Source organism: Aquitalea aquatica (genome assembly GCF_013911085.1).
In the GTDB taxonomy this organism is placed as follows: Bacteria; Pseudomonadota; Gammaproteobacteria; order Burkholderiales; family Chromobacteriaceae; genus Aquitalea; species Aquitalea aquatica.
This window is the reverse complement of record NZ_JACERN010000003.1, coordinates 37,346-50,277: the sequence shown is the minus strand read 5'-3', so window position 1 is coordinate 50,277 and position 12,932 is coordinate 37,346. Positions and strand designations below refer to the sequence as shown.

The following is a 12,932-nucleotide window of genomic DNA, read 5'->3' as shown; positions in this document are numbered from 1 at the left end:
GTATGCTGCAGCGTCAACTTACGCAAACGTAATGCCATGCTCTACTTCGAAGACCTGACACCCGGCCGCTTGTTTCACAGCGCCAGCCATACCATTACCCAGGACGAAATCATCAGTTTTGCCCGCCAGTTCGACCCACAACCCTTCCATACCGATCCGGAAGCAGCCAAGGCCAGCGTATTCGATGGACTGGCCGCCTCCGGCTGGCATACCAGCAGCCTAACCATGAGCCTGATCACCGCCAGCGAACTGAGAAACGTGGCTAACGGTCTGATCGGCATGGGTATCAAGGACATGCGCTGGCCGCGGCCCACCCGTCCAGGCGATACCCTGCGTGCGGAAATCGAAGTGCTGACAGGCAAACGCTCAAGCAGCCAGCCTGGCTTTGGCGTGGTGCAACTGCGCTGGACCACCCTCAACCAGCGCGACGAAATCGCCATGCAGCTGGAAACCTCAATCTGGGTTGCCTGCCGCCCCACCTCCTGATCACCACCCGGCCTGCACATGAAAAAACCTGCCGTCCGCAAGGGAGGGCAGGTTTTTTCATACTCGGCCAGCGTCAGCGGCCGCTCAGCGCTGCTGCCATTTACTAAAGGTATCGGTGAGCTGCGCCAAATCGACCGAGGTTTCAGCCAGGTGACTGGCACTGTCACCAATCGACTGCGTGGTTTGCAGGTCCTGCTCGGACAGCGCATTCAGTTGCTCCAGCGCCGCCGCCATCACATTGATGGAATCAGACTTGCTACCCATCTCCTGCGCCAGTTGCTGCGCTTGCTGACTGGATTGTTCCGCCGCCTCGATCAGACCCTGCAGATTGCCGGATGACAGACGGATCTGGCCATTGACCTCGTCCACCTCCTCCACCGTGGCATCCATGCTGCTGACGGCAGAATGGGTAATCTTGCCAATTTCTTCGACAATGTCGCCAATCGAGTCCGTGGTCTTGGTGGTACGCTCGGCCAGCTTTCTGACTTCATCAGCCACCACGGCAAAGCCGCGCCCCATCTCTCCGGCTCGGGCGGCCTCAATCGCAGCGTTCAGCGCCAGCAGATTGGTTTGATCGGCAATCTCACGAATCAGGCTGGTCATGCTGCGGATACGGACCATGGCTTCGTCCAGCTCAACCATGGCACCACGTGACTGCGACACCACACTCACTGCCCGTTGCGCCGCCGTAGTGGCCGCATCCATGGTCTGCCGCCCTTCGCGCGCCACCTGCTGGGTGTGTTGCGAGTCTTGCTGATTGTGCTCGGCCAGGCGCACCACATCCTGCACCGCCAGGCTGAGTGATTCCATATTGTGGCTGATCTGATTCAAGCCCTGGCGCTGCTCGACCGAGCGCGCCTGCAGCGCATGCATGTCATCCAGCAGCCCATGTGCCTGCTGCTTGGTGTAATGGCTGGCACGCATCACATCGGCAATAGTGGCGCGGTAATGAATGCGCAACGCTTCCAGCGAAGCCAATACTTTGCCCAACAAGCCGCCCTCCTGCGCCTGGATCGCATGATCCAGGCGACCTTCCTGCAAGTCCTGAAAACGGCCATCCAGCACCGCCAGCGCAGAACGCATGCGCAACCAGCCCCAGGCCCCGCCCGCCAGGGCCAGCAGGCTGCCGCTCACGCCAACTGCTTCACGCACCAGTTGCATGGAGTCAGGCAGAAAGAATGAAACCACGGCTACTACCGACCCAAACAGGGCCAGCACCGGAGCGATCTTCAGCACATCGCGCTGCTTGGCATAACGCTGCAAGGTGGAAGGCAGGGCGGCCTGTTTGTCCATGACCTGCCGGTACAACGCGGCGACCGCATCCACATCCTGTCGTGACGGCCTGGAGCGCACAGACATATAGCCGACGATACGGCCATGCTCGGTAATCGGTGTCACATAGGCTTCCACCCAGTAGAAATCACCGTTTTTGGCGCGGTTTTTCACAATGCCGCGCCAGGGTTTGCCTGTCTTTACCGTATCCCACAGATCAGCGAAGGCAGCGGGCGGCATGTCCGGATGCCGCACCATATTGTGGTTCTTGCCCAGCAACTCGGCTTCGCTAAAGCCGCTGATTTCAATGAAGGCACGGTTGGCGTAAGTGATACTGCCCTTCACATCGGTCTTGGTGACGATGGGGTTGACAGGATCGACGCTCAACTCGGTGGTGGTGACCGGCAGATTGATCTTCATTTGATGTGTTTTCTTACTCTGATTTTAATTATTTAAAACAAATGATTTAATCTCACCATTCTAACAACAAAGCACTAGCCTTAGCATATGAAACCTGACACCGATTACCAGCCGCGTGCGCAAATAAAAACCCGCACATGGCGGGTAGGATTTACAGCATGCATTGAGCGCCAGCAACAGTACTGGCGACCTTAACCAAACACTCGTGTCAGCGATAAACCTGGATCATGGCTGCGCTTTTCAAGGCAGCCAGATCACGACCACCGGCATAGCTGACCGATGACTGCAGGTCTTCCTTCAGCTCACGCAGCAACTTACCGATGCTGCCCTTGTATTCCACCAGTATCTTCTTGCCCTCGACATTCACATAAGCCCCCTTGTTGAACTGCGAGGCACTGCCAAAGTATTCCTTGTAATGCTTGCCGTTGATTTCGACGATTTCACCGGCCGACTCGTCATAACCGGCAAACAGCGAGCCCGCCATGATCATGCTGGCACCGCAGGCCAGCGCCTTGGCCATATCACCGTGTTCGACGATGCCGCCATCGGCAATCACCGGCACCTGTACTGCAGCGGCACAATCCTTGACTGTACTCACCATGGGGCGGTGAAAGCCGGTTTTGTTCTTGGTAATGCAAACACGACCACCGGCAATCCCGGCCTTGATGGCATCGCAGCCCCAGCTCTCCAGATCACGCGCGGCTTCGGCCGTGGCGATATTGCCGCCGATCAGAAAGCTGCCGGGAAATTGCTGCTTGATATGTTTGATCATGCGCTCGGCCTTGACGCACCAGGCATTGGCCACATCCAGGGTAATGTACTCCGGCGTCAGGCCGGCGGCTTTCAGTTCAGCCAACTGCTGCAAGGTGTCGTCGTTGACACCGACACTGATGGAGGCAAACAGCCCTTTTTCCTGCATGGCCGCGGTAAAGCGGCAGGCGTCCACATTGAAGCGGTGCATGGTGTAGAACCAGCCCAGGCGGGCAAACGCTTCGCAGGTTTCCTCATCGACCACCGATTTCATATTGGAAGGGTAGATCGGCATGTCAAAACGGCGCGGCCCGAATTGCACCGAGGTATCGCACTCCTTGCGGCTGTCCACAACGGTTTTCTTGGGGACGAGGTAGACGTCGCCATAGTTCAGTTCGGTAGTAATCATGCAAGTATTCCCTTCAGGCTGTAGTCGATAAAAATGCAGGGGCCCCAATAAAAAGCGGGAGCCACATGGGCTCCCGCTTACGGATTCTCCTGCGTCGCCATCGATGGGCTCGCACGTAATTACCGGTCGAATCTACGCCTGCACTATCTTCACGTCAAGCAATAATTTCTTCATATGGAGATTTATTTATCGAACCAGCAGCCATCCTGTGGCTCACCCAACCACTGCAGAATAGGCTTCCAGGCATCACGGTCTTTCTGGGTGCGCGAGGCAGGCAAGTCAAACAAGGTCATCCCTGAAGCAGCCGCCTGCACGTACAACTGGGTATCACGCAACCAGCTGAGCACCGGCACATCGTGCTCGGCCAGGAAACGCTCCAGCTCTTTGGCCGAGCGAGTGCGCGGATCAACCCGCATGCCGACCACCGCCATGAATACCTTGTTTTTGCGTACCGCTTTCTCTGCCAGCAGCTGTTCAAAAAACTCACCACTGGCCCACATATCGAAGGGAGAAGGCTGAATCGGAATGATGATGCGCTCGACCCGGGCAATCAGGGAGGCCATTTTTTTGCCATGCAAGCCGGCACCACTATCCAGCACAATCACTTCCGTGCCCTTGGGGGGTTTGGCCGGTGTACCGGCAGACACTTCCCAGCCCTGAATGGCCGGCAATGCCGGAGCCCGTTCCTGCAACCAGCGCAAAGAAGATTGCTGCCGATCCACGTCGCCCAGCATGACATTTCGGCCGGAACAGGCAAAGTAACCTGCCAGATTGGTGGCTAAAGTTGATTTGCCACTACCACCCTTCGGATTCGCTACCAGCACAGACTGCACAATGGACCTCGCTCACTTGGTGATCGATCCACTATACCAGAGTCATCATGCTTGCAGGCAGGGGCTTGCCACATTAGGCTGACGCGCTGGAGGAAAGCAAACCAATGAATTCAAACATGCAAGCCGTCCTGTTCGACATGGATGGACTGATGATCGACACCGAGAGCGTCAGTGGCCACGCTTGGTTGCGCGCTGCTGCCGAAATCGGCGTACCCATCCCTGAACACGTCATTCTGGGCATGGTCGGGCTATCGGTAAACAAGAGCCTCGACCATGTCGCTGCACATTTTCAGGACCGCAACCTTGCCGAGAAACTGAGCCAGCGCTGCCGGCACCATTACCATGAGCTGATGAGCACGGGTGAGCTCAAGCTCAAGGCGGGCATCATCGAGGTGCTGGACTGGGTGCAAAGCCAGGCCATTCCGCATGCGGTGGCCACCTCCACCCAGCGCCTGATGTGTGACATCAAGCTGCAACGTACCGGGCTGGGGCCTTATTTCCAGCACACCGTTGCCGGCGACGAAGTAGCCAATACCAAACCAGCTCCGGATGTCTATCTGGCGGCAGCAGCTCTGCTGGATGTTGCACCGGCCGCCTGCGTGGTGCTGGAGGATTCGTTGATTGGCATGCAAGCGGCACTGGCGGCTGGCATGCGGGTGATTCTAGTGCCGGACATGGTAAAACCGTCCGCACACGAAACAACAAACGCACTGGCCGTCTGTGAAGACCTGCACCAGGCACTAAAGCTGCTGCAGACACTGTAAACCACCCGCCCCAACAAATAAGGGCCGCTGCAATGCAGCGGCCCTTTGCATGCCTGCTGGCGATCAAGCCTCGGCGCAAATGCGGGCGATCAGCTCGTCCCGCACCTGTTCATACTGCTCAATGCCAATCTGGCAAGTACCGGCTGCCTCGTGGCCACCGCCACCGTATTGCAACATCAGCGCACCAACATTGGTGCGGCAGCCGCGATCAATAATCGACTTGCCAGTGGCAAACACGACGTTCTGCTTGTTCAGACCCCACATCATGTGGATGGAGATATTGCACTGCGGATACATGGCATAGACCAGAAAGCGGTTAGCCGGGTAAATGGTTTCTTCCTGCAGCAGATCAAGCAGCAGCAGATTGTCGTGCACTTGGGCACAGCGCTGGATCTGCTCGCGCGCCTGCTCTTCGTATTGTCGATAGAGATCAACTCGCTCCTTGACGTCCGGCAAGGCCAGGATTTCTTCGATACTGTGATCGCGACAATAGCCGATCAGGTCCATCATCAGTTGATAGTTGCTGACGGTGAAATTGCGGAAACGGCCCAGCCCGGTGCGGGCATCCATCAGATAGTTGAGCAATACCCAGCCAGTGGGATTGAGGATTTCATCACGGGAAAACTGGGCCGAATCAGCCTTGTCCACCGCGTCCATCATTTCGTCGCTGATACGGGTAAAAATCTGCTTGCCACCGAAATGGTCATACACCACGCGTGCAGCGGATGGGGCTGCCGGATCGATAATGTGGTTGTCGTGCTGACCATTGCGCAGCGTTTCCGACAGATGGTGATCGAAGGCCAGATAGGCACCCGGCACATATGGCAGATTGGTGGTGATATCGCGCTCGGTGATTTCCACCTTGCCATCCTGCATATCCTTGGGGTGAACAAACTTGATTTCATTCACCATGCCCAGTTCGTTCAGCAGCACGGCACAGACCAGGCCGTCGAAATCACTGCGCGTCACCAGGCGGTATTGCTGTTGCGACATTATTCTCTCCCCGAGATCAAAACATACCCGCTACACACACCCGTCACCCCACGGTGACAGGCAGCATCAACTCTCATCCGTCATGAAATATACCTCACCCGCCAGCAGATCGTACAAGCGAGTTTGCAGCGCCTGGCACTGCGCTTGCGGCATCATCAAGGCCAGCACCACATGCTCGCCGTATTCGGCCGCCCCCACGCTGATGGCCAGTTCGGCACAGCAATGACGCAGACGGGATTCACTGGCAAAACCCACCCGGGCCAGACAGCTTTGCATTAGCACCACCGGCTGCAACTGTGCCGTTTGCAATGCCGTGTTGACGGCCTGAGTATAGGCACGCACCAAGCCACCCGCCCCCAGTTTGATCCCGCCAAAGTAACGCACCACCACCGCCAGTACATTGTGCAACTGCTTATGCATCAGCACGTTGTACATGGGGCGGGCCGCAGTACCGGACGGCTCACCATCATCGTCCAGCATGGAATCACCACTCACCAGCAGCACCGCACAATAATGGCGGGCATCGGGCCATTCCCTTCGCAGGGCCGCCAGTTGCAACATCGCTTCATCCCGGCTCTGCACCGGATACAAAGCGGCGATGAAACGGCTTTTCTTGATTTCTATTTCCGCCACGACAGGCGCTGCCAGTTGAAACATTATTACGCTTTCCATGGTCAAAGCTGATGGACTGGCCTGCATGGTAACGCCATTCCACACTAGCTGCCTGCGCAAACAAGCCGACCCTGCCCCACCACCACGCCACACAAGGAGCCATACCATGCAAGCCCTGCTGATTGTCCTGGTCCTATTACTGGAAGCCCTGTGGCTGGCACTGGACAAGTGCTGGCTTGATATGGAACAAGAAGCCGTGCTGGCCAGACACCTACCTGACCGTGATCACTGCTGAAAGCAGTTGTCAGTCGCCGCATTCGGCACGAGAATGCCAAATCCATCGTCATGAAAGATGCTTAACCTTGACCCATACCATCTGGCTGGTCGCAGCCCTGCTGGCACTGATTGCAGAGTTCATGACCGGCACCTTTTACCTGCTGGTGCTGGCAGTAGCCTTGGCAGTAGCCGGCATCGGCAGCCTGGCGGGAGCCAGCGAGGCAATTTGCTGGTTGCTAGCCAGCCTCAGCGGCAGCATAGGGGTGTTCGGGGTAGCACGCTGGCGCTCCCGCCAGCGTAGCAGCAATCACACTGCCAGGCCGGCGGATGATCCTGACATTGGCCAAACAGTACGCATCAGTGCGCTGCTGGATGACGGGCTTGCCCGCGTCCACTATCGCGGCACGGAATGGCAGGCCCGCTTAAACGGTGATGGCCCATGGCAGGCCGGCATGCAGGCCTACATTCATAGCCGCGACGGCAATGTGCTGATTCTTTCTCTCAAGCAAACGGAAACCCGATAATCATGGAATTCGTCATCATTCTGTTCCTGGCCGTGGTGGTATTCATCATTAAGTCAGTCAAGGTCGTCCCGCAGCAGCATGCCTATATTGTCGAACGCCTCGGTCGTTATCACGCCACACTGACACCAGGCCTGAACATCCTGATCCCCTTCATCGACCGCCTGGCCTACAAGCACAGCCTGAAGGAAGTCCCGCTGGATGTCCCCAGCCAGATCTGCATCACCCGCGACAATACCCAGCTGAAAGTGGATGGCATCCTGTACTTCCAGGTAACCGACCCGCAACGCGCCTCTTACGGCACCAGCGACTACCTGCTGGCCATCACCCAGCTGTCGCAGACCACGCTGCGCTCGGTCATCGGCAAGATGGAACTGGACAAAACCTTCGAGGAGCGTGATGAAATCAACCAGATCGTGGTGGCCTCGCTCGATGAAGCCGCCATCAACTGGGGGGTGAAGGTATTGCGCTATGAAATCAAGGACCTGGTGCCGCCGCAGGACATCCTGCACTCCATGCAGGCCCAGATCACCGCCGAACGGGAAAAGCGCGCCCGTATCGCCCAGTCCGAAGGGGTGAAAATGGAGCAGATCAACCTGGCCAACGGTGCACGCGAAGCAGCCATCCAGAAATCGCAGGGCGAGATGCAAGCCACCATCAATAATTCCGAAGGCAACAAGCAGGCCGCCATCAACAAGGCGCAAGGCGAGGCCGAAGCACTACGCCTGGTGGCGGACGCCACCGCCGATGCCGTGCGCCGCGTGGCCGAATCGATCAAGGTGGACGGCGGCATCGAAGCGGTCAATCTGAAGGTGGCAGAACAATATGTCGCCGCCTTTGCCCAGCTGGCCAAGCAGAACAACACCGTCATCCTGCCGGCCAATGTGGCCGATGTCAGCTCGCTGGTGGCCACCGCCTTAAGCGTAGTGAAACAAAGCAATCGTTAACATTTCCAACCTGACTGCAGCCTTGCCCTATCTTGTATAACGGGCAGGCTGCCCCCATAATCAGCCGCATGAAATTTTTATCCGACTTCCTTCCGGTAGCCCTGTTTTTCGGCAGTTACCTGATCACCCACGACATGTTCCTCGCCACCAAGGTGCTGGTTGCAGCCACCACCTTGCTGTTCGCCTGGACATGGTTCAAACACCGCAAGGTGGACGCCATGCAGTGGATCAACCTGATCCTCAGCGTGGTGCTGGGTGCGGCAACCGTGATTTCGCACAACGATCTGTTCATCATCTGGAAATTCACCGTACTGTACTGGCTGATGGCCATTGCTCTGCTGGTCAGCGACCTGCTGGGCAAGAACGGCCTGAAACTGCTGATGGGTGAGCAAATCCAGCTACCGCAAGTCATCTGGCGCAAGCTGGCCTATGCCTGGGCCACCTTCTTCAGCGCCATGGGCGCACTGAATCTGTATGTTGCCTTCAACTTCAGCCGTGAAATCTGGCTGAGCTTCAAGCTGTTCGGCAGTCTGGGCCTGATGGTGGTATTCGTCATCGCGCAAAGCCTGTTCCTGTCCAAATACATCGAGGATAAAAAATAATGCTGTACATCATCAGCGGCCAGGATCATCCCGGCAGTCTGGACAAGCGGCTGGCCTCCCGTCCTGAACATCTGGCTCGTCTTTCCGCCCTGCAGGAACAAGGCCGCCTGGTACTGGCAGGCCCCTGTCCGGCCATCGACAGCATTGACCCGGGCAGCGCCGGCTTTAGCGGCAGCCTGATCGTGGCGGAATTCTCCAGCCTGGAAGAAGCCCGCAACTGGGCCGATGCCGACCCCTACGTTGCCGCAGGCGTGTACGCTGCCGTGGAAGTGAAGCCCTTCCGCAAGGTATTCCCCGCATGAGTGATGATGTCGCCCTGCTGCAAGCTGCCTTGCAGGCACTGCAACCCGAACATCTGGAAATCGAGGATGACAGTGCGGCCCATGCTGGCCATGCTGGCGCCCGCTCCGGCGGCGGCCACTACAATGTGCTGATTGTCTCCAGCCATTTTGCCGGGCTTGGCAGCGTGGCCCGCCACCGGCTGGTTTACGCCACACTCGGCGATCTGATGAAAACCAAGGTGCATGCGCTGGCCATTCGCGCACTGACACCCGACGAACTTTGACTTCGAGAAAGAGTTATCCATGAAAAACTCCCGTATCGCTGCCCTGCTGCTGGCAGCCAGCATCAGTATTCCGGCCATGGCCGAATCCATTGCCATGGTCAATGGCAAGGCCATCGACAAGACCGATCTGGACGCTGCCGTTGCGCTGGTCGTGCAGAACAGCAATGGCAATGTGCAAGACTCCCCGGCACTGCGCCAGCAAGTGAAAGACACGCTGATCAATCGCGAAGTAATCCTGCAGGAAGCCCAGAGCCGCAAGCTGGACCAGCAACCGGCCTTTACCAAGCGCCTGGACGAAATACGCCAGGACATGCTGCGTGAAGCGCTGTTTGCCGACCTGCTCAAGCAAGTGAAAATCAGCGATACCCAGCTGCAGGAACGCTACGCCCAGACCCAGAGCAAGTTCGCTGGCACCAAGGACGTACATGCGCACCAGATCACCGTGGCAAGCGAAGCTGAAGCACAGAAAATCATCGACAGCCTGAAAAAGGGCGGCAAGTTCGAAGAGCTGGCCAAGAGCCGCTCGCTCGACCCGGCCGCCAAGCAAAATGGCGGCGACATGGGCTGGGGCAATCTGGCCCGCATGGAACCGCAACTGGCGGAGATGCTGAAGGGTCTGAACAAGGGTCAGATCAGCAGCAAGCCGCTGCAGACCCGCGTAGGCTGGATCGTGTTCAAGGTTGATGATGTACGCGATGCCAAGCTGCCGCCGCTGGAAGAAGTAAAACCGCAAATCGAGCGTCAGCTGCAGGAAGAAGCCATCGGCAAGGCCGTGGAAGATCTGCGCGGCAAGGCGAAAATCCAGTAACACCACACCACTGCAAGTAACAACAGGAATACATCATGCGCAAGACTTTGCTGGCAAGCGCCCTGCTGGCCGCCCTGAGCACCACCGTCGTACTGGCTGCCGGCCCGTCCGTAAATGGCAATGAAATCTCCCAGGCCCGCATCGATGCCGTCGTGCAAATGATGGCCGCCCAAGGTCAGGCAGCGGACGACAAGACCAAGGACATGGTCAAGGATCAGCTGATTACTGCTGAAGTACTGCGCCAGGAAGCCATCAAGAAGGGCATCGACAAAGCTGCCGACTTCAAGGCCGAACTGCAGAACATGGAAGCCATGGCCCTGGCCAACCGCGTAATCAAGGACTTCCAGAAAGCCAATCCGGTAACTGACGACCAGCTGAAAGCGGAATACGACAAGCTGGTGGCCTCGGTTCCGGAAACCAAGCAGTACCACGCTCGCCACATCCTGGTAGCCAGCGAAGCTGAAGCCAAGGCCGTGATCGAATCCCTGCGCAAGGGCAAGGCCTTCGACCTGCTGGCCAAGGAAAAATCCAAGGATCCGGGTAGCAAGGCCACTGGTGGCGATCTGGGCTGGCAAGAAGCTGGTACTTTCGTACCGGAGTTCTCTGATGCCATGGCCAAGCTGAGCAAGGGCCAGGTCACTGCCAAGCCGGTGAAAACCCAGTTCGGCTGGCACATCATCAAGCTGGATGACGTGCGTACCGAACGCAATGTGCCGTCGCTGGACGATGCCCGTCCGCAACTGACGCAGCGCATCATGGGCGCACGTATTGAAAAATACGTGGGCGACCTGAAAGCCCAGGCCAAGATCCAGCAGTAATCAATCATCGGCCCAGCTTATCGGCTGATGCACATAAAAAAGGGATGCTCGCGCATCCCTTTTTTACTGGCTTGCCTCTGGCCGCATCAGTCCTCGTCGGACCAACCCGGTGCGCGCTTGCCCAGAAAGGCCGCCACACCTTCCAGTTGCTCCTGCTCACCCACCAGATCCAGCAAGGCGGCCCGCCCCTGCTGCAGATGCTGCTCCAGCGACAGGGTCACGCTGTCTTCGATAAGCTGCCGAGCGCGCGCCACCGCCAGCGGAGCCTGGTTGGCTACTTTGCCTGCCAGACTGACTGCGATGATCTTGGCAAAGCCGGGGTCGACAATTTCTTCGGCCAGACCAATATCGTAGGCCTTTTGCGCGTCGACAATCTCACCGCCCAGAATCATGCGCTTAGCCCAGGATACCCCCACCTTGTCAGCTAACCTCTTGCAGCCGCCACCTGCTGGCAACAGGCCAACCTTGGCCTCCGGCAAACCCAGCCTGGCACCACGTTCTACCACCATGTAGTCGCACATCAGCGCGCATTCCAAGCCACCACCCAGCGCATAACCATTAATGGCAGCCACGGTCACTCCTGTGTAGCCGCGCACGGCAGCAAAAGCCGCCGCAAAAGCATCCAGCAGTGCCTCGGCCTCCTGTTTGCTGCCGGTAGCAAACAGCTTCAGGTCGGCACCTGCACAGAAAAAGGCTTCGCCCGCACCGGTAATCACTACCGAGCGCACGCTCTTGTCCGACTGCAGGGCTAACATCAGCTCAGCCAGCTCTTGCAGGCTGGCGATGGTCCACAAGTTAGCGGGAGGATGATTGATAGTGATGATTGCAGACTGGCCCAGATGTTCAAGCGTCAAATACTTGGCCATGTAGTTTCCTCAGTTTCTCTATGGGTCGTTACACATTGCGGCTCCTGCCCGCGTGGCCTTGTTAACCAGACCATCCCCGATACCGACAGGAAAGAATGAGCATTCTCAGGGCTTGCACCGCCTTTTTCCAGCGCGGATTGCCAATATGCTCAACTTTTTTTCTAGATGGCTGCGCGCATAAATGCCAAACAGAATTTGAGATTATTTTACAATTACCATGTCACAATTTGCCTATTATTGAGGCAATCCGGGCAATTAGCCGCTCTGTTAGAATAGAGGTTTAAGCAACAGGCTGTCGCATGTTAGAAACAAATTTCTGGATCATTTTCCTGACTGGCCTGCTCGGTGGCGGACATTGCATGGGCATGTGCGGCGGCATCATCACCGCGCTTACGCTAAACCTGCCTGCCGGACAACAGCGCTGGCTGATCCTGCTTTCCTACAATGTCGGCCGGATTGGCAGCTATGTATTGATTGGCACCATGCTTGGCGGCCTGGCTGGTGCCGGCCTCAGCTTGCTGACGGCACGGCCGGCACAACTCGCCCTGTTGGTGTTGGCCAACCTGATGCTGATCGCCATGGGCTTGTATCTGGCCGGCCTGTCCTCCGCCATTACCGCACTGGAAAAACTGGGCCGACCGGTGTGGGCCCGCCTGCAGCCCTTGCTGGCACGCCTGCTACCCATCCGCAGCCCACGCGGCGCACTACTGGCTGGCACGCTGTGGGGCTGGCTGCCATGCGGTCTGGTATACAGTGCATCATTGTCTGCCCTGGCCAGCGGCAAAGCCACTCAGGGCGGTTTGCTGATGCTGGCCTTCGGCTTGGGGACCTTGCCCAATCTGCTGCTGATGGGCGTATTTGCCGATACCTTGCGCCAATGGCTGCAGCAAAGGCTGGTGCGCCTGCTGGCTGGCTTGCTGGTTGCCGGCATGGGACTAACTCGATTGCTGCTACTGGCTGCCGGCCATTAAAAACAGGGCTCTCGAAACA

At 57.6% G+C, this 12,932-nt stretch carries 17 protein-coding genes; 11 read left to right on the top strand and 6 right to left on the bottom strand.

The features are described from left to right. Nucleotides 1-36: 36 nt before the first annotated feature. Nucleotides 37-486, top strand: coding sequence for a MaoC family dehydratase (locus tag H2Z84_RS01140; protein WP_181834334.1), 450 nt, complete (start codon nucleotides 37-39; stop codon nucleotides 484-486). Nucleotides 487-570: 84 nt separating this feature from the next. Here the strand turns inward: H2Z84_RS01140 and H2Z84_RS01135 are convergent, their stop codons facing one another. The 3 genes from H2Z84_RS01135 to H2Z84_RS01125 all read right to left on the bottom strand — a co-directional run bounded on the left by H2Z84_RS01135 (nucleotide 571) and on the right by H2Z84_RS01125 (nucleotide 4,161). Next, nucleotides 571-2,178, bottom strand: coding sequence for a methyl-accepting chemotaxis protein (locus tag H2Z84_RS01135; RefSeq protein ID WP_181834333.1), 1,608 nt, complete (start codon nucleotides 2,176-2,178; stop codon nucleotides 571-573). A 208-nt stretch (nucleotides 2,179-2,386) separates the two neighbouring features. Beyond that, on the bottom strand, nucleotides 2,387-3,337 hold the full coding sequence (locus H2Z84_RS01130) for a GMP reductase (protein ID WP_181834332.1): 951 nt from the start codon (nucleotides 3,335-3,337) through the stop codon (nucleotides 2,387-2,389). Between the two features lie 182 nt (nucleotides 3,338-3,519). After that, nucleotides 3,520-4,161: a nucleotide-binding protein gene (locus H2Z84_RS01125; protein WP_309545422.1), complete on the bottom strand. Its 642-nt coding sequence runs from the start codon at nucleotides 4,159-4,161 to the stop codon at nucleotides 3,520-3,522. A 113-nt stretch (nucleotides 4,162-4,274) separates the two neighbouring features. On the opposite strand from H2Z84_RS01125, the gene H2Z84_RS01120 reads away from it, so the two are divergent. Next, on the top strand, nucleotides 4,275-4,934 hold the full coding sequence (locus H2Z84_RS01120) for an HAD family hydrolase (RefSeq protein WP_181834331.1): 660 nt from the start codon (nucleotides 4,275-4,277) through the stop codon (nucleotides 4,932-4,934). Between the two features lie 63 nt (nucleotides 4,935-4,997). Here the strand turns inward: H2Z84_RS01120 and H2Z84_RS01115 are convergent, their stop codons facing one another. Both H2Z84_RS01115 and H2Z84_RS01110 read right to left on the bottom strand, forming a co-directional pair. After that, entirely contained in the window at nucleotides 4,998-5,927 is a 930-nt protein-coding gene (locus H2Z84_RS01115) for an exopolyphosphatase (protein WP_181834330.1), read from the bottom strand. A gap of 66 nt (nucleotides 5,928-5,993) precedes the next feature. Then, nucleotides 5,994-6,584 carry an IMPACT family protein gene (locus H2Z84_RS01110; protein ID WP_181834329.1) on the bottom strand — a complete coding sequence of 197 codons (591 nt, stop codon included), beginning with the start codon at nucleotides 6,582-6,584 and terminating at the stop codon, nucleotides 5,994-5,996. A 121-nt stretch (nucleotides 6,585-6,705) separates the two neighbouring features. Between H2Z84_RS01110 and H2Z84_RS21195 the strand changes: the two genes are divergently transcribed. The 8 genes from H2Z84_RS21195 to H2Z84_RS01075 all read left to right on the top strand — a co-directional run bounded on the left by H2Z84_RS21195 (nucleotide 6,706) and on the right by H2Z84_RS01075 (nucleotide 11,076). Then, nucleotides 6,706-6,834, top strand: a complete 129-nt coding sequence (locus H2Z84_RS21195; protein ID WP_258869250.1) for a hypothetical protein — start codon at nucleotides 6,706-6,708, stop codon at nucleotides 6,832-6,834. 67 nt (nucleotides 6,835-6,901) lie between these two features. Further along, on the top strand, nucleotides 6,902-7,339 hold the full coding sequence (locus tag H2Z84_RS01105; RefSeq protein WP_181834328.1) for an NfeD family protein: 438 nt from the start codon (nucleotides 6,902-6,904) through the stop codon (nucleotides 7,337-7,339). Between the two features lie 2 nt (nucleotides 7,340-7,341). Next, nucleotides 7,342-8,283 carry an SPFH domain-containing protein gene (locus H2Z84_RS01100; protein WP_124643448.1) on the top strand — a complete coding sequence of 314 codons (942 nt, stop codon included), beginning with the start codon at nucleotides 7,342-7,344 and terminating at the stop codon, nucleotides 8,281-8,283. A gap of 68 nt (nucleotides 8,284-8,351) precedes the next feature. Beyond that, nucleotides 8,352-8,885, top strand: a complete 534-nt coding sequence (locus H2Z84_RS01095; RefSeq protein WP_181834327.1) for a septation protein A — start codon at nucleotides 8,352-8,354, stop codon at nucleotides 8,883-8,885. After that, the gene (locus H2Z84_RS01090; protein ID WP_124643446.1) at nucleotides 8,885-9,187 is read left to right on the top strand and encodes a YciI family protein; all 303 of its coding nucleotides are present in this window, start codon (nucleotides 8,885-8,887) and stop codon (nucleotides 9,185-9,187) included. Before H2Z84_RS01095 ends, H2Z84_RS01090 begins: the two co-directional genes overlap by 1 nt. Further along, nucleotides 9,184-9,450, top strand: a complete 267-nt coding sequence (locus tag H2Z84_RS01085) for a BolA family protein (RefSeq protein WP_181834326.1) — start codon at nucleotides 9,184-9,186, stop codon at nucleotides 9,448-9,450. Before H2Z84_RS01090 ends, H2Z84_RS01085 begins: the two co-directional genes overlap by 4 nt. A 19-nt stretch (nucleotides 9,451-9,469) precedes the next feature. Next, nucleotides 9,470-10,258, top strand: coding sequence for a peptidylprolyl isomerase (locus H2Z84_RS01080; RefSeq protein WP_181834325.1), 789 nt, complete (start codon nucleotides 9,470-9,472; stop codon nucleotides 10,256-10,258). A 35-nt stretch (nucleotides 10,259-10,293) separates the two neighbouring features. Further along, a complete protein-coding gene (locus tag H2Z84_RS01075; RefSeq protein ID WP_181834324.1) occupies nucleotides 10,294-11,076 on the top strand; it encodes a peptidylprolyl isomerase in 783 nt (260 codons plus the stop codon). An 86-nt stretch (nucleotides 11,077-11,162) separates the two neighbouring features. Here the strand turns inward: H2Z84_RS01075 and H2Z84_RS01070 are convergent, their stop codons facing one another. Continuing rightward, nucleotides 11,163-11,942: an enoyl-CoA hydratase gene (locus H2Z84_RS01070; protein WP_181834323.1), complete on the bottom strand. Its 780-nt coding sequence runs from the start codon at nucleotides 11,940-11,942 to the stop codon at nucleotides 11,163-11,165. A 299-nt stretch (nucleotides 11,943-12,241) separates the two neighbouring features. On the opposite strand from H2Z84_RS01070, the gene H2Z84_RS01065 reads away from it, so the two are divergent. Beyond that, nucleotides 12,242-12,913, top strand: a complete 672-nt coding sequence (locus tag H2Z84_RS01065; RefSeq protein WP_181834322.1) for a sulfite exporter TauE/SafE family protein — start codon at nucleotides 12,242-12,244, stop codon at nucleotides 12,911-12,913. Nucleotides 12,914-12,932 lie beyond the last annotated feature (19 nt).